Genomic DNA, 21350 nt, shown 5'->3' with positions numbered 1-21350 from the left:
GGAACCCACAGCTATGAATGCCAAAATCCACTTAGAAAAAGCAATTGCACTAAATCCAGAGTTCGCCGAAGCATACTACGAACTGGGTATGCTCCTCAAGGAACAAGGTGAGATTAAAGAATCTGTAAAGAACTTAAAGAAGTCAGTTAGCATTAATAACGATTTTGCAGAAGCCCAATGCGAATTAGCAATTGCCCTGACTGCGGATGGAGATCATGAAAATGCCCGTAATCACTTTCTAAACTCACTGGAAATTAACCCGAACTATGCTTATGCATATTTTAATTATGCATTATTATTAATTCAGATTAAAGACATTGAAGAAGCTAAAAACAACTTTGATAAGGTTACCGAAATTAATCAAAACTATGCACCGGCTTATTACCACAAAGCCACTTTATTGACCAATGCAGACGATTATGAAGATGCTAGAAAAAACTACGAAACAGCATTGGATATTGATGAAAAATATGTAGAAGCACACTACTCCATGGGGAAATTACTATCCGGAGGCGTTGCAACTAATAAAGAAGGGACAATCATAGACAGAACAAATCTTTCAGAAGCAAAAATACACTTTAATGCTGTTATTAAACTTAATAAGGATCATGCGAAAGCGCATTACAATTTGGCAAAAATTCTTTGTACTGAAAAAGACTTCATAAAAGCAAAAGAGCATTTAACAAAAACTCTCAACATCAATCCCGAATATTCAAAAGCACATTATCTAATTGCCTATGTTTATGAGGAAGCCAAAGATATTGAAAAAGCGAAATCTCATTATAATTTATCGCTCAAATTTCACCAAGAAAATGCACTGTCACATTTTCGACTCGGAGTTATACTGAGCGAGTCTGGTGAATTGAAAAAAGCGGAAGAAAATCTCAAAAAAGCGGTCTTATTTGATCCTCTTCATTCAGAGGCACATTTCCATCTAGCAATGCTATTGAGAGAAGATGATGACCCTACCCTCGCAAAGAAACACTTCTTTAAGGCTCTAGAAATCAATCCCGAGTATGCAGTTGCCTTTTATGAATTAGCACACCACTCAGAAAAAAACGGTGATATCAATGAAGCAAAAATACACTTTCAAAAAGCCACAGATGTAGATCAGAATTATGTGGATGCTTATTTCAATTTGGCAAGAATTCTGAAGAGTCCATCTGAGCATGACCAAGCTGTCAGGAATTACGAAACAGCAATTGAAATAAAGTCTGATATGGCAGACTCACATTATTGGTTTGCAAAACTACTGACAACTGGAGAGCGACTATCAAATGATGGTACACTACTGAAAGAACCAAAATTAGATGAGGCCGAAAAACACTTTAAGCATGCGATTAGAATTGATCCTAAATTTGCGAAAGCTTTTTACCGTTTAGGTATCCTCCTCTATGAAAAAAAGGAATATACCACTGCATTATATAATTTTGAACAGGCAATTAAACTAGACCCTAAGTTCCCCAAAGCACATTATAGTTTAGCAATATTATTAATGAATAAGGATGCAAGAAACGCATTAGAAAAAGATCCTCAACCAAAGAGTAAAAAAAGTATCCGAGGGAACGAGAAAACCAACAAAGCAAATAAAAGAAAAACTTGACTTGGACAGTATTGAAAAAAAAGCAATTTATCATTTAAAAGTTGCAATTAAAAATGATCCGCAACATTTACCATCCATTGTAAAACTTTGTGAAATTCTAGTAAAAAAGAAAAGCTTTAGTGAGGCACAGATGATCATTACTAATGCACTTTCTAATACTAGCAATGTTTCATCTTTTTATTTTTTACAGGCGAAGCTATATTTTGAAACCCAAAATTACGAGGAAGCGATTGTCTTTATTGATAAAGCAATCCAATGCGATTCTAATGAGGTCAGATTTTATAAATTAGCACATAAAACATTAGTTCAATCTAGAAAAGAAAATCAAGCGATTCCCTACCTTGAAAAGCTTGTTGATCTTTGCCCTTTGGATGGAGAATCTCACTATTCACTTTCACAATTATTGAATGATGAAACTGAAATAAGAAGAAAAATACTTTTGCTCGAAATATCCATTGAGTTATTACCCAATGACATAAAACCTATAATCGACCTAGCAAGGATTTATATGGAGCAAACTACGGGAAATGACCACGAGGGAGATTCGATTTCTAAAACAAATCTGCAAAAAGCTGAAAAGCTTTTTGATTCTGCAACAAAAATCAAATCTAGTTCCGGAGTGCCTTGGTATTACCTTGGAAAATTGAACCATTCTAGAAAACAAATCAAAATAGCTTCTACGAACTTTAGAAAAGCTCATAGATATAAGGAAACGAAAGGTAAATCTGCCTATCAACTTGCGATAATAAATCTGCATTACAAAAAACCAGCCGAAGCAGAAAAATACTTTCTTGAAGCTTTAAGCCTAGATGTCAAAAAAAGTAATTGCCTGCTGCACATTGCAGAAATTTGCTCCCAGAGAAAAGAATACAAAAGAGCAGTAAAACACCTTAAAACTGCGTCTGAAATTGTCGTTCTAGAAGAACAACATGAATACACTATATCTAATCTTTACTGCGAAGCCTCTAACTTCTTTCTTGCTAGAAAACATTTGAAAAATGCGTTTAAGAAAAAAAAATTACGATCAAAACTTATTATTAGAAATTACCAAATTAATAAATTATTAAAAATACACCAAAAGGAAGAAGAAATACTTACGGCTGCGATAAAATTAAACCCTGATTATTTCGAATCTTATTTTGAGCTAGGCTTACATTTCATCAAAGAAAATCGAATCGAGGATGCTCAAAGGATGTTTACCAAAGCATGTCATAATAACTGGGAACACTGCGAATCTCACTTCGAATTGGGTAAAATTGAATGTAACTTAAAAAATACTTCAAAAGCAAAAATGCACTTTAAAATCGTGCTTGATTTGGAAAACAATCATTCGGAAGCAATTAGAATGATTGAAAAGATCGCTTGAATTCAAATATTATCTTTTCTCGAAGCAATACTAGCGATGGGAATACTTAGAAAATAAAGCACTCCGACAGAGAATAAGAAAATCCATGTCTCTTTCATAAAGATAGAAACTCCTAAGCACACCGCAAGAAGTACTAAGAGTGCTTTATTGGAAGCAACATTGAATCTCACATTCCTAAATGAAAAAGTAGGAAGCCTTGATATCATTAAAGAAGAAATTAAAAAGACCCAACAAATTATCAGTACTGGATAAGAAGAGGTTGTAAAACTAACATCAAAGCGAGCAAAAATAAAATCGAGGCCAAGTGGCATTAAAACGAGTCCCGCTGCGGCAGGTGCAGGTACGCCTAAAAAGTAGCTTTTACTTTCTTTTTCGGCCGTTTGTCCCATATGCATGACATTGAATCGAGCAAGTCTGAAGGCATTGCATGCAGAATAAAACAAAAATGGAATCCAATACCATTCCAATAAAAATTCTTGATCTGTTGATATAATAGGTTCGCGAATCCAAAGAAAAGTTATAATTGCCGGAGATACACCAAAGCTAATTGTATCCGCAAGACTATCAAGTTCTGCACCAAAAGGGGAAAATGCTTTCAGTAGTCTTGCAGATAAGCCATCAATCATATCAAAGCATGCAGCAACGAGTATACAAAAGACTGCATTCTGCCAATTACCATCCAGTGCAAAACGAATTCCCGTCAAACCGGAACATAGTCCAATAGTGGTGAAAATGTTAGGTAGCAACTTAGGCAGAGAAATTTTCTTGTTTTGATTACTTGAACCTATCGGACTCATAATGAGAAATGAAGCTTTTGCATATCTCGACGCGGAGCTTTTAATTCAGTGCCGTATGAACGGTTAATCAGTCGAACCCATTGTTCATTTAATTTTTGAAACGGATTCGAAATTGCTGCAGATACACAATTTTGTGAATCAGTAAAGAATAAGAAGAAATGATTGTCTTTGATTTCCTGATTTAAATCACTTTTTAAATCGAATATTTGATTGGATAGAATTTCTCTGATGATTGGGTCTGTCTCGCTGATTTCAGAAATAGAAATATCAACAGCAAGTAAGTGAGAATCTTGACAATTTTCATCTGTAAAAGTTGTGATTCGCTCTCGAAGTGAATTTAAAAATCTCGTAACTGTAACAAAAACTCGTGTGCCTACTGTGTGAATATCTAAAATAGTTTCTGTGCCTTCATTGGGGAACCTAGATAGTCGCATGCAGAAATTATCTGAATTAGGTTCCGGTAAAACTAAGGACGCAGAAAGAGTCGAGGCTTGACGCTCAATCAGATGCGCGAATGATAAATGGGGTAGTTTCAACAAATACAATAAGCAACTTCAGTGCCATTTAATAAACTTATCGATGAATCCAAACTATATTATTTTACTATCTATAACCCTGTCAGTCAGTTCATGCAAAGAACAATGGGACCCTGATCAACAATTCAGTCGCCAAGCTGAGCATATAAAGCTTAAGCAGGTACATTATCAGGAAGAACTTGAATCGAGCGCCAAAGACAGGCTTAATTCGCTTGAAAGTAATCTTTTATTACAAGTAAAAACTGGATTACCCAATAGTCAGTTCAATAACTTGGTTGGTTTTAAATACCTAGTTCTAGCACAAAATAAAGAATTAGGGCAAAATTGGGAAAGAAGACTATACAAATGGGAAGATATCGTAGAATCGAAATGGGGTGCAAGTTCTCTCGAATTTAAATTTTGTAAAAAAAATAGAGACTTCTTTGTGGTAACAACAAACGATATTAATGTGGTGAATATTGAGTATTTATAATTCGAAAATTCTTACTCTACCGTTCTTTCAAAAGTAACGAGAAGTTTAGCCACAGCACCTTCACTTTTTAAAGAAGGTAAAATTGATAACAGGCGCCATCTCTCTTTCGCTAATTCATTACTCCTATTATTCAGTAAATCAGCTAGCTTTTCACTTATATCGTCTCCCTTGATTCTAATCCCAACCGGAGATATTGAAACCGTTTTATACTCGAATTGTTTTTGGTTTACCATTATTTCATTAACAATTTTAATAAATAATCTAGGTTGTAATGTATATAAAACTAAGAAGAAGTGATGTTAACCTTGGTTCTTAAATGAAACTTCTTCGCCTGAGTCTTTACCATAGTATTTATTGTAGTACTTGTAACGGAAATATCCGTACCCATAATAACCAGAATAATAATAACCCGGAGTCTTCTTCTGGGGTAAATCATTTAAAACTACTCCCAGTACATTCACTCCAGTCTCCTCTAGGTTTTCCACTAGATTCTTTGCTACTTTTCTTGAAACCTTTCCATACCGAGTTACAAAAAGAACCTCATCTACTTTGCGGGCAATTGCCAAGGAATCAGGAAATAATCCAATAGGAGGGCTATCAACAATAATCACATCAAATTCTCTCCTTAACGCGGCAAGTACAATATCAAATTCCTTCTGCTCTAACATTTCTGTTGCAGCTCGAGTTTTTCCTCCCGAGGGCAATATATATAAATTAGGATGAATCTCGTGTGCTGTACTCTTAATAGAGGAATCTATTGTGTCTGGACTTGATGATGCTTCGTTTATGAGGGTAACTAAACCTTGTTTATTTTCTAGATCACAAAACTTATGCAAACCGGGTCGCCTTAAATCAAAATCTATTAAAATCGTTTTTCTACCGTGATTTGCACAACTGTATGCAAGATTTGCAGAAATCAGGCTCTTTCCCTCACTAGGAATTGCAGAAGTGATTAGAATACTTTTGGGATAATCAGTAACTGAATTCATCTGTATTTTACTATACATACTGCGAAATGATTCCGTTAATCCATCATCTAAGTCATTTCCTACAATCAACGGTCGCTGAATCTCCTCTACATCGGATATTTTTGGAATTCCTGCAATAAGGTCTTTCCCGATAAAAACCTCAACATCAAATGGGGACTTGACCCGATTATCAACGAATTCTAGGCATACAGGGATCAGTACAAATAGTCCAAAAAAGATATAAAGTCCGGTGTTTCTTATATTTGCTTTATTAGGAGTAAATGGAGCGCCTGGTAGGTATGCAAATTGTTCTTTGTGGAGGGGTTCTTCCTGTTCTGACGGAAGTGCCTGTTCAATTCGCACTTCATTGAGTCTTCTCTGAATTTGATCTGTACTTGTTCGAACTACAGCTAACTCTCTCCCTTTATTTACAAGCCATTCCTCGATTTCACTAAGTTGCATTGATTGTTGTTGCACTTTTCCCATTGCCTGCTGAAATTCCCTTTCTTGGGCAATTAATTGTATTCTCTTGTCCTTAAGATCTTCAATGGATGCAGTTACCTCAGCAATGAGAGAGTTTTTGACTTCTTGTACACTTCTCGCATTTTCCAACATTTTAGGGTGCCTCTCTAAGTAACCAGGGTTGCCCTCTTCATATCTTTGGCGAGTTTTTTCTAAATCATACAAAGTTTTTCGGAGTGCTGGTACATTACCAAAGCTCTCAATTGCATCAATTTCAAAGAAATCTTTAATTACCGCGATATCGTTATCAATATCCGAAGATTTGCTTGAATTTGCACGAGTTCCAATCCTAGCCTGAATTTGAAGAACTTGCCTAAGTAATGAATCAATTTTTATTTGCCCAAGCTTCGAATTGGTTATCTCAGAAGAATATTGGCCTTTCCTTACAGAACTGTTTTTTTTCTCATCCTCAATAAAAGGCAGGTTCTTTTCTTTCTTATAGGTAGCCATTTCATCACCAAGACTTTGCTCTTTTAACATACTTTGTTTGAGTAGATTCTCTAACAAGTTTCGTACTGATTCAACCTGCTGGCTCTTCCGGCTCTTATGGATTTTTTCATATTCAGACTGTACGATGTCAGCAATTAACATTGCGCCCTTCGGGCTTCTAGAGGTTGAGGATATTATAAAACGAGGGCGACCGTCTGATGGTGGAGTAACTGAAATCGAATAAGAAACAGTCGCTGATATTCCCACTGGCATACCGTCCCGTAAATAGGGAGCAAGCATGATTGATTTGGATTCAGGATCATCGGAGATTTTCTGTATGACACTCGCACGAAGTTCTTGACTATTGAGTCCCTCAGTATGCTTCGCGACGAGTCCCTGCACTTGAGTATCTCGATCCACTTTTTGTAAATTAAGAACAGCAGGGGGAGGAATTAACCTAAAAGAGGCAGAAGATTGGAAAAATTCAGTGTCTTGGAACTTAACATAAACATATCCAAGTGAGAATGGCAAAGCTAGTGCCACTGCGAGCAACCATCTATCACGAATAACTAATAGAAATTCGCCGATACCTTTTGTTTTACTAACCTTGCGACTGGGAGTGTTGGAATCTAAATTATCAAATTCGTCGTCCATTAAAACAACCTTTCAGGTACTTCAATACGGTCGCCTGGATAGATCCAAAATCTTTTCGAAGAATCTCGGTCTAATGACCCAGTGCTTAATGCTTCCACATTAACCTCATAAGTTTTGGTATCTTTCACTTCACCCCGTTCGTTATAAAAGGTTCTAGTAATAAAAATTTTATCTTTTCGAGCAATATCTGTAAATCCACCTGCCCGTGCAATAACTTCCACCACATTCATCGCTTCAACCTCAGGGGGTAAGACATAGGGACCCTTTCTATTAACTGACCCAGATAAAAAAACTACCCGGTCAGAATATTTAAGCACATAGACGCTAACAATAGGATTTTTGTAAATTAAATTTCTTTTGTACTCATTTGTAATTAACACCTCAACTTGTTTTGTACTTGAACCAGAAACTTTAACTTCGCTTAAGTAGGCAGCTCTTACTTTTCCATCACGATCAATCAATGCCTCAACATTTGTTTCGGATTCTCCTCGAACTGAAATTCGAATTTTATCACCAGCTCTAATTTTGTACCCAGTAGGATCTTTTAAAATCGAGGGGTCATTATTAAATTTAAGTTGTGCAGAAATCGGATCCAGGAAGATAATATTTAATAACGACACAAACCAAATTGTTTGAAGAAAAAGCGGCTTCATGCTATTAGAATCTTCCAGTTATGTCTGCCCGCAATAAATGTCTGCCATAACTTTCGGATGCCCTGTCCACAAAGGTATAGTCGTAACCAGTTCCTGCTGAGATTCTATCTGAGATTTGTTTATTCAAATTGATACCGACACCGTAATTATTAAGAGAAGAAGAATCTCGAGCAGTCTGACCAGAGGGTGGATAAGTATACTCTACCTTACCAACTGAAAAATAAGCTGTCGAACTAACATCTTCGGTCAATCGGTGAGTGGCACTCAATCGAACCATTGTACTAAATGTAGAAAAACCTTGAGCAGATGGCGAAAAGGCCCGATTTAAGTTAAAATTAAATGAAGTTTTGGAATTGTACTTCCAATCTAGTCCAACCCCGGTAACTAAGTTGTCTTGTTTGGAAACACTGCTGTTATCGTAATTTTGTACCGAATATCCTACATTGGCGTTACCAGATAACTTCGAGGAGTAATCACCCTGAGCACCAAATGAAATTGCATGAGATTGGCTATCTGTCAAAGTAAGAGAATTCGCTTGGTCATCTTTTGTTCTTGAAAATGTATAATCTGTGTAAAAATCCAATTTCTCGGAATAGATATAAAAAGCCCTGAGTGATAATGGTAACGTGGCTATGTCTTGGTAAACACGGGTTTGAGTGGATCCTGTTTGGTAATGCTTGAGATTGTAAGAGGTACTGGCTCCGACTCCAAATTTAGGACTGTAATTGTACCTAAGGTTAAGACCAGCAACAAAGTAGGTGTAAGAAACCAAATCTTGCTCGAGTATGCTAGCTCCTACACTTTGACCAATATCGAACGTCGCATCGAAGCGAATTTTGGCATTGTTGGAAACACGTTTTTTCTTGGAAAGTGTGTCATCGAAATCAATGGAGAAAGTGGTAATAGGCTGAGTATAACTTTTATCATCATTTTTAATAAATTGTGCAAACTCAATTCCAGCAGTTCCTGTAAATGAAAACCATTTAAGCTTTTTTGTGAAATGCAAAGCAGGAGAAAAGCGAATTATAAAATCATCTTCACTTTTGAGTTCATTCGATGAAATTAAAGGACTGCTTGAAGTCTTTGCACCTTGAAAGGAATCAGATGAAATCCCAAAGACCCTAGAATCATACTCTCCGCTCAGCGTGGCGGTACCGTCAATTTTCCCAAAGTCACCTTCAATCAAGGCAAATAAATTATCACATGTCGTAGTAAATAATATTACTAACTGGATAGTGATCTTGAAGTATTTTGAATTGCGCAAAACGGAGTACGAGTACAATTTCATGACAATAAATTATTAAACCTTTGTCAATATATTCGTGCTTAAATTCCGACTCCATAAAAATTATATTTCGGTTTGAATAAATCCCTATTACATCTCCTTACTTGTATTTTACTTTTAGCCTCCTGGGCAAAAGCGGGGCTTGCAGGTGATTGGATATTGTTTGCTGTAGATGCCACGGTAACACTTTCTTTTATTTTTTTATTAGTACGAAATAAATCACTGAGTCATTCACTAGTAAGTTTTGTCCCAATAGCATTAATAATAATCCAATTTTTAATTTCTTACCATAATCCGACCTATCAAGTTCTTGAAAATAAAGACTGGGCAAAATTAGAAATCGAAAACTCACTAGCACAAGAGACCGATATCGAAAAAATTGTCATGGTGTCGGAATCTTTCAAAAATATAATGGTTCTTTCAAAAACGAATCCTTCCCTATCACATACTGTGTTTTTTGATTTTAAAAATCGCTACTTTGATAAGTTTCCGAATAGCATTACTTCCTCGGCAAAGTTAATTATTAAGTACGAGAATTTAATTACACTATCTCCCCACTTATTTCTACCTACTTTAGCAATTAGTGACAAAAGCACCTATCTTCATTTTATACATAAGGTTTGCCAACTTTCCATGGGCTTACTATTTTTTTACTTATGTAATAAAAGAATAATTATTAGAAGAATATTACTAATGTTTTCTCTCAATACTGGATTACTTGCCATGGTTGGAATTTGGCAAAAGATTAACTATATTCCTTCCGATACTATTTTAGAAATTCTCGGTATTTGGGATGCCCCAGAGCCAAGATATTATTTTTCTACCTTTACCTACAAAAATCATTGGTGTGCATTTGCTCTTGTTAGTGTTTATATAACATTTGCTTTATTGATCCATAATTGGAGAAAATACGGAAGTGAATGTCTGCGAAACATTCAAACTATACTGTTATTTTTAAGCTTATGCTTTACCATTGTTTCAATTCCACTTTCTGGGTCGCGATCGGGTTCATTATTATTAGTGCTTTCCATTTTTATTGTAATTTTATTTGTTCTCAGATCTCGGAAAATTAAAAGGCTCAAGACTTGGTTTTTATACACCACCAGTAGTACAGTGATCATTTGTCTACTTTTTCTATTTGTAAATAAGTTACATCGGGCTTCACAAACTGAGATGATTACTAATTTAAAAACACAAGTGAATGGCTTAAAGCACGGAGAATCACCATTAAGAATTTTACTATGGAAAGATCTATGTAATCAAATTTCACAAAAACCAATTTTTGGCTTTGGATTCAACTCTTACAGTGCTGTTAATCCAATTTACCAATCTAGTGAAGTTCGTGCTATGCGATCGATCGTTCTTTCCAATGCCCATCATCGGTTCACCCCTTTAATAAAATATGGTCACAATGATTGGTTAGAAAAAATATCGGAGTTTGGATTAGTAGGGTTTTTAATATCTTTACCTTATTTATTAAAATTATTTTTTATTTTTTCAAAATCTCCATCGATAATTTCAAAAACTTTGATAATTAGTGCTGTTGTTTTTTTAACTTATTCAATAGTTGATTTTCCTTCTCAAACACCTGCTTGCTTATTGATCTTTTCTACTGTAATCGGATTAGCGGCAAAATATTCTTACTTATCCCAAAAGAAATTTAAATTGCATTAGGGTTGAACTTCACAATATTTAGCAGTATTTTAAATTCTCCCTCTCATTTATGTATAGAAGATCCTACTGCTCCATAAATCTGTTATTCTTTTCATTGTTTTACTGTGGAAACATTTGCACAGGGGCAACTATCGACAAAGCACTAGTGGAATCTGCAATCTTAATTAATCTGCAGGAATTCCCCAGTTCTACCGACAACATTCGAAATACAAATCAAAGACGTTTGAGTGTGAATGCCGGTACTTCTATTCAGGGAATCATTGATTTAAACAGATCATCACTTCCCGAAATCGATCCACTGACTAGTTCATTAACCAGTACTTTTTCTAGTTTTCCTAACGAGAATCTGTTGGAAGCGGTAGAATACTCAATAAACTATCTTTCAAATAATAAAGAAAATTTCAATTTATCTGACCAAGATTTACTAGCAGGAATTAAATCTAGTGTAATTGCGTTTCTTAATTCAAGCGAATCAACAGGCAGCGACTTATTGGAAGTAATCCCCAATTTACCTGGAATTGTCTTCAAAAATTTAATTCCAGTTAAAGTTGATTCCTGGGGAGGAAACATTCCAACTTGGGCAAAAGAATTATCGATTACCCTCATGGAGTCGATTTCCGAAGCTAGCATAACGGCAGATAAGAACGAATTAAAAAAACTGGCATCAAGAGCAACTACTTCAACCGTGTTACAGATAATTAATGATTCCACAATTAAGTCAAATGGCTTACTACCTAGCATTACTCCCGTAGATCCCTCCAGGGAAGTAGCAAGTCAGGAAATGTCATTCGATGGAACCGCATCATTCATGAAGTTTGATACTGAAAAAACTCGATTGCTGGAATTTACAGCCAAAGGACTTGCGGATGGTTTTTTTGCCAATGATTCCACCCCACTGTCTGCAGAAAACATCCAAGTTTATTCACAAGTCCTGGGAGAGTCTACGATATCTGGAGCGGTTGAATACCTTTCTTCATTGGAAGGCGATAATAGCTTATTTACATACGAGGTAACGAAAGCTCTTTCCACTGGTCTTACACTTAGTGCAGTTTACAACAGTGCTTCCACTGAAGAGTACAGGGAACTGATGCTTGCAGAAATTGCGGCGGAATCAATTTCTCAAGCAATTTCGTCTCAAATAATAATTTCATCTATTGCTCAACAAAATGGTCACTTGTTACATCGGCTAGCAGAATCAGCATCATTTGGATCTGCAATGGGAGCACAGATGGCAAGCGTATTAGATAAATCGTGGGAATTTGAAGATGGTTGGGAACTTTACAATCGAAACAATTTAGCGAAGGCTACCTCCAAAGGAAGTGCATATGGTGCAATTAATGCCGCAAGCCAGTATATTGAAAACGACCCCACTGTTGAAGATACTAATGATAAAACTTCACGAAGAGAAATTCTTGATATTGCTAGTGGATCTGCCCTAGGTTCATTAATTGGAAATACTGGTTTAGCAGTTTATTATCCCACATTATTACAACCCATTATTAGCCAATCAGCACAAGGAGCAACAACGGGTGGAATAACAGCCAAGAACTTATCCTTAATTGATAAGCCAAAGGGGGTTACAGAGGAATTTGAGATCGAAATTGCAAGAGCATTAGCACATGGTGCCGCTCATGGTGCATTATTTCAAGTTGTTGGTCTTAAGAACGATTCCATGCCAGATAAAAGGACATATGACTTCGAAACAATTGCTGCCGCAGAAGCCGTAAGCTACGGTTCCACTTATGGCGCAATTACAGGTGGAATAGAATCAGGAGAAGATGGGCTCATTATTAAACAGGCGATTTACCAAGGAACTACGGAAGGCGCAACGGTGGGTGCCTCGCTTGCATTAGGTTATGACAGTGCGATTGCTGATATAGTTGAAATCAAATCATCAATGGCGATCAAATCTGCTATCAAGAAAACAAACGACGAAGCTGCTGTAAAAGCTAATAGCTCAATGGCAGTTAAAACCATTCAAACGAGCTCACAAGATATGCTCTTTTTAATGAGAAAATTTAACATAAATCCACTTTACACAAATCCCACGCGAATTTTTTCAAATCCAGATGCTGTAGAAGAAGAATCACTTCCATTTAAAGATAAATTCCCGGTCGCATCGCCAATATAAAATTAGACCCAAAAAGATAGATTTTTCGGTCCGTTAATTTTTGTTTTTTCTCGCGATCTACGGGATAGAAGTTTATTGAAATATAAATGACAGATTCAACTTCAAATATTGGACTTATTGGACTCGCAGTGATGGGGCAAAATTTGGCTCTTAACATCGCGGACCATGACTATAAAATTTCTGTGTATAACAGGACTTTTTCTAAAACAGAAAGTTTTTTAGATAAAAATGGAAAGAATCTTCCCAATTTATCCGGTTACGAAAATATTGAGTCTTTTGTAAATTCTCTCCAAAGTCCCAAGAAGATTATCATCATGGTTCAAGCAGGTCGTCCGACTGATTCTGTTATTGAATCTCTTGTCCCACTCCTTCAAAAGGGTGATGTTATTATTGATGGTGGAAATGCGAAATGGACAGACACTATCGAACGAGAAAAAATGCTTAAGGAAAAGAATATTTTCTTTGTTGGATCGGGAGTGAGCGGGGGCGAAGAGGGAGCACGGTTTGGACCATCCTTGATGCCTGGAGGATCCCAAGAGGCATGGAATTTAATAAAGCCAATTTGGGACTCAATATCCGCAAAAGTAAATCCTGATAACGGAAAACCTTTAGAAGGCGCACTTCCTGGAAAGCCAATCCAAGGTGGTGTACCTTGCTCCGCCTACATTGGGAATGATGGAGCGGGTCACTATGTTAAAATGGTTCATAACGGTATCGAGTATGGTGATATGCAAATGATTTGCGAAGCGTACCATTTAATGTCTTCGATTGTGGATTTAACTCCCTGTGAAATTGGTGATATTTTTAACGAATGGAACAAGGGAGAACTCGATTCATTCCTCATTGAAATAACTGGCGATATTCTCAAACAAAAAGATCCCCGCACGGATAATCCATTCGTTGATATTGTCATGGATACAGCAGGACAAAAAGGAACAGGGAAATGGACATCAGTTAATGCTCTAGATATGGGAGTACCTGCACCAACTGTTTCAGAAGCAGTTTTCGCACGATGCCTTAGTGCAATTAAGGATGAAAGGACCGCTGCATCTAAGATCTTAACTGGACCAATCGTTAAAATTAAATCTGATAATAAACAAGTTATCGTATCCGCGATTAGAGACGCTCTTTACTGCTCGAAAATTTGCTCCTACGCCCAAGGTTTTCAACTTATGCGAGAAGCTCAGAAAGAATACAACTGGGATCTCAACTTTGGTGAGATAGCTAAAATATGGAGAGGGGGATGTATAATTAGAGCCGCATTTTTACAGAAGATTACTGAGGCATATGAAAAAGAACCGACTTTAGCTAACCTCCTTTTAGATAATTACTTCAAGGAATGCTTAAGTATTTATCAACCCAACTGGAGGAAAGTGATTAGCCTTGCTGTTGAATCTGGAATCCCTGTGCCTACTTTTTCATCCGCTCTTTCCTATTACGATAGTTACAGGTCAGAACGACTTCCTCAAAACCTACTTCAAGCACAACGGGATTATTTTGGTGCACATACTTATGAAAGAACAGATGAAGAACGGGGTAAATTCTTTCACCTCGATTGGCTCCACCCAAATCGTCCTGAGGTTCAGGTTTAATACCAGAAGAACTTACGGATTTTGTGAGTGTAATTTATAAATCTCGACCAACCTTTTATAGTCTTCGTCCTTAGTACTTGATTCTATAGTGTAATCAAAAATTCCGTTAGACTTAATCTCGTTAGCTGCAGTCGTTAATCGTTTTTCAATTTCCTCAGTCGTATCCAAATTTCTCGTTTTTAATCTATCTCTTAATTCGTTTAACGATTTAGGCATCACAAAAACACTAATTACCCGATTTTTGAGAAATGGATAACTACTTTCTAGGTTTTTTAGAGATGTGGTTCCTTGTACATCGATATTCAATAAAACATCCTGATCTTTTTGAAAAAGTTCAAGAAATGTTTTCTTTAAACTACCATAGTAATTATCATGGATTTGAGCATATTCAATAAAAGCATCCACTTCAATTAGATCTTCGAATTCCAATTTTGTAATAAAAAGATAATCTTTACCGTCTGCTTCTCCTTCTCTTGGATGTCTTGTTGTTACAGTAATAACCCGGGTTAATTGAGTCTCAAAGTCTGATAGTAATCTATCGCACAAAGTTGTCTTTCCTACACCCGCAGGTCCTGAAATTACTAAGGCAATACTATTCATTAATGAAATAGATCAATAACTAAACGAAACTACAAATAATAGTACGGCATAAATCACTAAAATCGCACCTAATATTGTTGTTCTTTTTAAACTGAAATCGAACCATTTAATTAGATCTCTTGCTCGGTAGGGCCATGCACCAAAATAGAGTGAAAGAATTATAATACAGTAGATTGCAGAAACTAAAAAGAGCCTCGATTGGGGTTCTTGTAAAAACGCAGAGTCAAGTACTTCTCTAGAATACAATAAGGCAAGAATACAGAATGCTCGCACAGACAGAAAGTCACTGATAAAGAAATACGAGGAAATCGCAACACCTGCGGCTATAAACCCTATAATATATTTGTATTCACCAAAATCTGCATCCCCCAAATTTTGGACATGTTCATACAAAAACCAGACTAGTCCAATAACGAGAAAAAGGATCGCTGCTTTTTTAGACCTGATTAAACCACTAATATTCCCCAATGCAATTTTTGGTTTACTGAAAATAAATAAACCCATAACACCTAGTAAGGATGCTGTTGTTAAAGTATAATAATATAAATTCATTGGTTATTTTCCCCGATTAGAGTAGTCGCACTCACATCCTTAATTTCAATATCTAATAACTCACCTGCCAATACCTGATTCCCCTCAAATACAACTCTTCGGTTACACCTTGTTCTACCGATTAGCATATCTTTTCCTCTTTTGGCTTTTCCCTCTACAAGAACTTCATATCGTTTTCCTACACTACTAGAGTTGGAAACATACGATTGTTTTTCAAGCTGTGTAAGTAAATCTTGGTTGCGCATTTCTTTTACATCCTTTGGGACAGAATCGGATAATTCTACTGCAGGAGTTCCTGATCTTTCGCTGTACTTAAAAATATAAGCCATTTCAAAAGTTGCTTCTATAAAAGCCGACTTGGTTAAAGCATAATCTTCGTCACTTTCACCCGGAAAACCCAAAATCACATCTGTACTAATTCTCATTTTAGAATGTGCATTTCGTAATTTTTTTGTAATGGCTAAAAATTTTTTCCTAGTATAGGGACGATTCATCAGTTTTAAAATTCTATCTGAACCACTTTGCATAGGTAAATGAGCATGCTCACATAATTTTGATAAACGAGCAAAACATTCGATTAAATCATCCCCAAAACTGGTTGGATGTGGTGAAGTGAAACGAATACGATACAAGCCTTCAATTTCATTTAATTTTTCAAGTAATTGAACAAAAGGAGATTTATTATCGATACGAGGTAAAGAACCTCGACCATATGCATTCACAATTTGACCAAGTAATGTAACTTCCCGAACACCTCGGTCAACTAGTTCCTGTACCTCTTTCGTAATACTTGCGATGCTCCTATATCTCTCTTTACCTCTTGTTTTTGGAACAATGCAGAAAGTACAGTTCATATTGCAACCTTGCATGATTGATACAAACGCGGTCACTTTATTTTGAGAAGTATTTAAATGATCTCGAATTTCTTCCTGCGAAAACTCCTCGTCTTCTAAATCAATAATATTTGTAGTCTTTGGTTCAGTGCTTCCAGTAATTTTGTCTAAATATTCCGGGATACGATGAAATTTTTGCGTACCCACAACCAAATCGAGGTCAGGAAGTATATCAAACAACTCCTCTCCCCTATTTTGTGCCATACATCCCATAACTCCAAAAATAAATTTTTGATTTTTTTTCTTACGATGAGCAAGGTGGCCTGCTTTTCCGATTGCTTTTTGTTCTGCCTGATCCCTAACACTGCATGTATTAAGCAAAACAACGTCAGCAATTGCCTCGTCTGAAACGATTTCATATCCTCTAGCTTTCAACTTGAACGCCACAGCTTCAGAATCCCTTTCATTCATTTGGCAGCCGTATGTCTTGATAAATACACGATTCATGAATGTAGAATTGATATACTAAGTAAAATTGGGGTCAATCTTGAACCCAATTACTTAATTCCTCCAAAGATTCTATTACAGGATATGAAGGTTTCAAAAGTAATTCTTTTGAATTATGTCCTCCGCTAAATAATATACAATTTAGACCTAATTCACCTGCTACCTCGGCATCATGTAAAGTATCCCCAACGAGTAAAACTTCAGATGCCGGTAAACCAATTTTATTAAAATGATGTTTCGCAAGTTCCGCTTTCCCTTGAGCAAACACATCATCCACACCGCTTGCGAAATCAAAGAATAGAGAAACATTATGAAAAGATATAAAGTCATTCAGATCTTTTTGATTTCCAGCTGAAAGAACACTTTGTTTTATTGAATTTCTTTGGAAGTATTGAAAGCAATTCCTTGCACCCTTCTGTAACTTGCAATTCGCAAAACTTTTCCGATAATTAATTATAAACTTTTCCGACAGAGCCTTATAGTTCTTTGAGTCAATAGGTAAACCGAGGCTTGCGTAGTAAGATTTAACAGGAAAACTGAAGTTATTTAAGTAATACGCAATTGTAACTCGCTCTAAATTAAATTCATCTAAAAGTTCATTAACTAAATCTACGCAAAGACGGGCATCGTCGATTATTGTTCCATTCCAATCCCAAATTATGTGGGAATATTTCATTTACATGCTTTGGTTTTTGTAGTGTGGGACCATATTCTGGAATAACCGTGCCCTACCCTCTTTTCCATTCTTAAAGAAAAAGTAAAATATAGGAACAGACTCGATCATAATTATTGATAAGAAATGCGTGCATAGTAACTAAACTATAAGAAATATAAACAAATTTACTTAAACTGCTTGATTCTATCTCTTGAAAAATCATTGTGATTATATACATATATTTAAAATGGCTAAAAACACTACCGATAAACGAAAAGACAAAAACCCAGACCTTGATTTAGCATTTCAGGGAATTAATAAAAAATTTGGAGAAGGTGCCCTAATGAGACTTGGGGACGCAACTAAAATGAATGTGTCGGTTATCTCAACTGGATCATTGGCTGTTGATCTATCGTTAGGTGCTGGCGGCTTACCCAGAGGTAGGATTGTGGAAATATATGGTCCTGAATCATCCGGTAAAACAACCTTTTGTTTAAGTGTGATCGCAGAAGCGCAAAGAAATGGAGGAAATGCTGTATTTGTTGATGTAGAACATGCATTAGACCCTAGATACGCTAAAATAGTCGGTGTGGACCTCGATAACCTTATGGTTTCACAACCAGAAAGTGGTGAAGACGCACTCAATATTACTGAAACACTCATTCGGTCAGGGGCAATTGATGTTGTTGTCTTAGACTCAGTAGCAGCATTAGTGTCAAGACAGGAACTAGATGGGCAAATGGGGGATGCTACAGTCGGTCTACAGGCTCGTATGATGAGTCAAGCAATGAGACGGCTCACCGCAGCAATTTCTAAAACCAACTGTGTTTGTATTTTTACGAATCAAATTCGGGAAAAAATAGGCGTAATGTTTGGCAGTCCGGAAACTACACCAGGTGGAAGAGCATTAAAATTCTTCTGTTCTATCAGAATGGACATTCGAAGAATTGGGCAGATTAAGGAATCTAATGGAACAGTAGTAGGCAACAGGACGCGGGTAAAAATTGTTAAAAACAAAATTGCTCCACCCTTTACAGCATGTGAATTTGATATCATGTACAGCGAGGGTATTTCCCGAACAGGTTCCGTATTAGATCTTGGGATTGAACATGAAATTTTGACGAAAAAAGGAGCCTGGATTTCCTACAAAGGTGACTTGATAGGGCAAGGTCGTGAAGCTGCAAAACAAACTCTTGCAGAAGATGAAAAATTGATGGCTGAAATCACAGCCGCGATCTTAGAAAAAGTTGAAGTCACCGTCGGTTCTGTCCTAGCACAGAACAACGACGAGGACTCTGACTAATTCCATAAATAACTGTGAGAGAAGGTGATACGATTGTATCTCTTGCTACCATCGCAGGAGAGTCTGCATTGGGGGTGATTAGAGTAAGCGGTAAGTTATGTAAAACTCTTTGCGAGGATATATTTAACATTACAACTCCTACCCCAAGGACAGCAACTGTAAGAAACTATTTGTCAATAAAAGGAAAACCCGTTGATCAAGTTTTACTCACATTCTTTGAAAATGGTAAATCATACACTGGAGAACAAACACTAGAACTTACTTTTCATGGAAACCCATTGATTGCTAATCAGATTTTAGATGACCTGATTAAAAGAAAATGCAGACTTGCTGAACCTGGAGAATACACAAAAAGGGCATTCTTAAATGGGAAAATAGACCTTTCCCAAGCTGAAGCAGTTGCGGAGTTAATTTCAGCCTCTAGTGAAATTGAGATTGAAATTGCCAATCATCAATTGAGAGGAAGCTTAAGTAAACGTCTTCATGTTATTCAGTCTGGGATAATTAATTTACAGGCACAATTCGAAGCAAGTATAGATTTTCCTGAAGATGAAATTAAAGAAAAAAATGTTGGTGAAATATTGACAATTGTAAAGCCACTTAAATCTGCAATTACTCAACTAATTAACTCGACGAATATAAAGTCAACATTGTCCCAGGGTATTAAAATTTCACTGATTGGTCCTCCCAATGTAGGTAAAAGTACATTGTTTAATAATCTTGTTCACGAAAATCGTGCACTGGTAAGTAAAGACTCAGGGACAACAAGAGATTATCTATCAAAGGAATTAAATATAGGAGGCTATAAAGTTGAATTATTTGACACTGCAGGGATCCGTAAAACAACCTCTGAGGTTGAACAACTGGGGATACAAAATTCTATTCGTCTTATAGATGATTCGGCTATTGTTCTGTTAGTATTTGATTCTTCACTCCCCTACCCTACCGAATTTTATAATAGCATCCGGAAAGAAATTAAATCGAAAGCGATAATAGTTGTAGAAAATAAAAATGACCTAAAACGCGAGATATCCTCCAGCGATTATCCTCGAAACTCAAAAGTAATCACGACTTCAATGATAGAAGATGGTTGTTCAGAAAATATTATATCCGAAATAGAGAAAGTGTTATCGGATCAGTTTAAAATAAACCCATCAAGTGATATTTTGGTTAATAAAAGACAGTCTAATCATCTTGTAGATGCACTAGCCCATTTAGATGAAGTAGTATCTCTCATTTCATCTTCCATTAATGAAGAAATCATATTACAGGAATTAAAATTATCAATCGAGTGTATTAACAGTATTATCGGACGCACAGATAATGAAGATATGCTAGACCAGTTGTTTCAAAATTTCTGTATTGGAAAATGAATACGGGATTAAAAACAGATGAGCTAAATCCCTATGATGTAATTGTTTGCGGTGCAGGGCATGCTGGTTGCGAGGCAGCTTTGGCAGCATCTAGGTGTGGGGCTGAAGTTCTTATTTTGACGGGCAACCTCGATACTGTTGCTCAAATGAGTTGTAATCCAGCAATTGGGGGCCAAGCTAAAGGACAAATTGTTAGAGAAATTGACGCCTTAGGCGGAGAAATGGCTCTGAACACTGATCTATCAGCAATTCAATTCAAATTACTTAACTCCTCAAAGGGACCGGCTGTTCAAGCACCTCGAGCACAGTGTGATAAAAAAGCGTACCAGCTTAGAATGAAACATGTTCTCGAATTAAATGAGAACATTACAACATTTCAAAGTATAGTAGATGGCTTAATTATTAAGAAAGATAAATGTGTTGGCGTCAAAACAACCCTGGGCATAAACTTCTACGGAAAATCAATCGTTGTTACAACCGGCACATTCTTGCGTGCACTAATGCATGTTGGTAAAGAAAAAGCGGAGGGCGGAAGACTCGGCGATCATGTAGCAAAGGGATTATCTGCAGACTTCACAGAATACGGAATAGAACTCAATCGATTTAAGACCGGCACTCCTCCACGCCTGCTTGGCCGCTCCATTAATTTTGAAAAAACAGAAACACAGTATGGTGACAAAGAGCCTACTAAGTTTGCCTTTTATGATACTCGCAACCAAGAAGAAATGTTCCATGTGGAACAAAAAGGAAGATGGTTCCACGTGGAACAATCCCAACCGCTTCCCACTATTCAATGCTTTACTACACGAACCACCTCTCAAACGGCTGAGATAATAAAACAGAAT

19 protein-coding genes are annotated in these 21350 nt (G+C 36.5%); 9 read left to right on the top strand and 10 right to left on the bottom strand.

Going from position 1 to position 21350, the window contains the following annotated elements:
* Positions 1–13: 13 nt before the first annotated feature.
* Together ACKPQ5_RS00095 and ACKPQ5_RS00090 are read left to right on the top strand one after the other, a co-directional pair.
* Complete coding sequence (locus tag ACKPQ5_RS00095; protein ID WP_407677046.1) at positions 14–1603, top strand: tetratricopeptide repeat protein; 1590 nt, start codon at positions 14–16, stop codon at positions 1601–1603.
* Position 1604: 1 nt separating this feature from the next.
* Positions 1605–2969 (top strand): tetratricopeptide repeat protein, encoded by a 1365-nt coding sequence (locus ACKPQ5_RS00090; protein WP_407677045.1) that lies wholly within the window; start codon positions 1605–1607, stop codon positions 2967–2969.
* Positions 2970–2971: 2 nt separating this feature from the next.
* Here the strand turns inward: ACKPQ5_RS00090 and ACKPQ5_RS00085 are convergent, their stop codons facing one another.
* Together ACKPQ5_RS00085 and ACKPQ5_RS00080 are read right to left on the bottom strand one after the other, a co-directional pair.
* Entirely contained in the window at positions 2972–3766 is a 795-nt protein-coding gene (locus ACKPQ5_RS00085) for a CDP-alcohol phosphatidyltransferase family protein (RefSeq protein WP_407677044.1), read from the bottom strand.
* Complete coding sequence (locus ACKPQ5_RS00080; RefSeq protein ID WP_407677043.1) at positions 3763–4302, bottom strand: hypothetical protein; 540 nt, start codon at positions 4300–4302, stop codon at positions 3763–3765. The genes ACKPQ5_RS00085 and ACKPQ5_RS00080 overlap by 4 nt, the downstream gene beginning before the upstream one ends.
* Before the next feature lie 43 nt (positions 4303–4345).
* Here ACKPQ5_RS00080 and ACKPQ5_RS00075 point away from each other — a divergent pair, with 43 nt between their 5' ends.
* Positions 4346–4774 carry a hypothetical protein gene (locus tag ACKPQ5_RS00075; RefSeq protein ID WP_407677042.1) on the top strand — a complete coding sequence of 143 codons (429 nt, stop codon included), beginning with the start codon at positions 4346–4348 and terminating at the stop codon, positions 4772–4774.
* A gap of 11 nt (positions 4775–4785) precedes the next feature.
* Here ACKPQ5_RS00075 and ACKPQ5_RS00070 read toward each other — a convergent pair whose 3' ends face one another.
* From ACKPQ5_RS00070 to ACKPQ5_RS00055, 4 genes are all read right to left on the bottom strand, one after another.
* Positions 4786–5007, bottom strand: a complete 222-nt coding sequence (locus tag ACKPQ5_RS00070) for a DUF4177 domain-containing protein (RefSeq protein WP_407677041.1) — start codon at positions 5005–5007, stop codon at positions 4786–4788.
* Between the two features lie 66 nt (positions 5008–5073).
* On the bottom strand, positions 5074–7347 hold the full coding sequence (locus ACKPQ5_RS00065) for a polysaccharide biosynthesis tyrosine autokinase (protein WP_407677040.1): 2274 nt from the start codon (positions 7345–7347) through the stop codon (positions 5074–5076).
* A complete protein-coding gene (locus ACKPQ5_RS00060) occupies positions 7347–8000 on the bottom strand; it encodes a polysaccharide biosynthesis/export family protein (RefSeq protein WP_407677039.1) in 654 nt (217 codons plus the stop codon). The genes ACKPQ5_RS00065 and ACKPQ5_RS00060 overlap by 1 nt, the downstream gene beginning before the upstream one ends.
* 4 nt (positions 8001–8004) lie before the next feature.
* On the bottom strand, positions 8005–9288 hold the full coding sequence (locus ACKPQ5_RS00055) for an outer membrane beta-barrel protein (protein ID WP_407677038.1): 1284 nt from the start codon (positions 9286–9288) through the stop codon (positions 8005–8007).
* Positions 9289–9360: 72 nt separating this feature from the next.
* Here ACKPQ5_RS00055 and ACKPQ5_RS00050 point away from each other — a divergent pair, with 72 nt between their 5' ends.
* From ACKPQ5_RS00050 to gndA, 3 genes are all read left to right on the top strand, one after another.
* The gene (locus ACKPQ5_RS00050) at positions 9361–10959 is read left to right on the top strand and encodes an O-antigen ligase family protein (protein WP_407677037.1); all 1599 of its coding nucleotides are present in this window, start codon (positions 9361–9363) and stop codon (positions 10957–10959) included.
* Positions 10960–11104: 145 nt separating this feature from the next.
* Positions 11105–13090: a hypothetical protein gene (locus tag ACKPQ5_RS00045; RefSeq protein WP_407677036.1), complete on the top strand. Its 1986-nt coding sequence runs from the start codon at positions 11105–11107 to the stop codon at positions 13088–13090.
* A gap of 86 nt (positions 13091–13176) precedes the next feature.
* On the top strand, positions 13177–14682 hold the full coding sequence (gene gndA / locus ACKPQ5_RS00040; protein WP_407677035.1) for an NADP-dependent phosphogluconate dehydrogenase: 1506 nt from the start codon (positions 13177–13179) through the stop codon (positions 14680–14682).
* A 12-nt stretch (positions 14683–14694) separates the two neighbouring features.
* On the opposite strand, the gene gmk is transcribed toward gndA, so the two are convergent.
* From gmk to ACKPQ5_RS00020, 4 genes are read right to left on the bottom strand one after another with little or no spacing between them, the layout of a single operon-like run.
* Positions 14695–15282, bottom strand: coding sequence for a guanylate kinase (gmk, locus tag ACKPQ5_RS00035; protein ID WP_407677034.1), 588 nt, complete (start codon positions 15280–15282; stop codon positions 14695–14697).
* Positions 15283–15294: 12 nt separating this feature from the next.
* Positions 15295–15834 (bottom strand): hypothetical protein, encoded by a 540-nt coding sequence (locus ACKPQ5_RS00030; RefSeq protein ID WP_407677033.1) that lies wholly within the window; start codon positions 15832–15834, stop codon positions 15295–15297.
* A complete protein-coding gene (miaB, locus tag ACKPQ5_RS00025) occupies positions 15831–17174 on the bottom strand; it encodes a tRNA (N6-isopentenyl adenosine(37)-C2)-methylthiotransferase MiaB (protein WP_407677032.1) in 1344 nt (447 codons plus the stop codon). Before miaB ends, ACKPQ5_RS00030 begins: the two co-directional genes overlap by 4 nt.
* Positions 17175–17208: 34 nt before the next feature.
* Positions 17209–17850 carry an HAD family hydrolase gene (locus ACKPQ5_RS00020; RefSeq protein WP_407677031.1) on the bottom strand — a complete coding sequence of 214 codons (642 nt, stop codon included), beginning with the start codon at positions 17848–17850 and terminating at the stop codon, positions 17209–17211.
* A gap of 226 nt (positions 17851–18076) precedes the next feature.
* Here ACKPQ5_RS00020 and recA point away from each other — a divergent pair, with 226 nt between their 5' ends.
* The 3 genes from recA to ACKPQ5_RS00005 form a co-directional block, all read left to right on the top strand.
* Positions 18077–19132, top strand: a complete 1056-nt coding sequence (gene recA, locus ACKPQ5_RS00015) for a recombinase RecA (protein WP_407677030.1) — start codon at positions 18077–18079, stop codon at positions 19130–19132.
* A gap of 14 nt (positions 19133–19146) precedes the next feature.
* A complete protein-coding gene (mnmE, locus tag ACKPQ5_RS00010) occupies positions 19147–20505 on the top strand; it encodes a tRNA uridine-5-carboxymethylaminomethyl(34) synthesis GTPase MnmE (RefSeq protein ID WP_407677029.1) in 1359 nt (452 codons plus the stop codon).
* On the top strand, positions 20502–21350 hold an 849-nt coding region (locus ACKPQ5_RS00005), incomplete at its 3' end, for an FAD-dependent oxidoreductase (RefSeq protein WP_407677028.1). The genes mnmE and ACKPQ5_RS00005, both read left to right, overlap by 4 nt.

Origin of the sequence: Candidatus Seribacter sulfatis (assembly GCF_964187635.1) — a bacterium.
In the GTDB taxonomy this organism is placed as follows: domain Bacteria; phylum Verrucomicrobiota; class Verrucomicrobiia; order Opitutales; family Seribacteraceae; genus Seribacter; species Seribacter sulfatis.
Note: the sequence above shows the minus strand (reverse complement) of the source record. Positions and strands in the feature narration are given on the sequence as shown.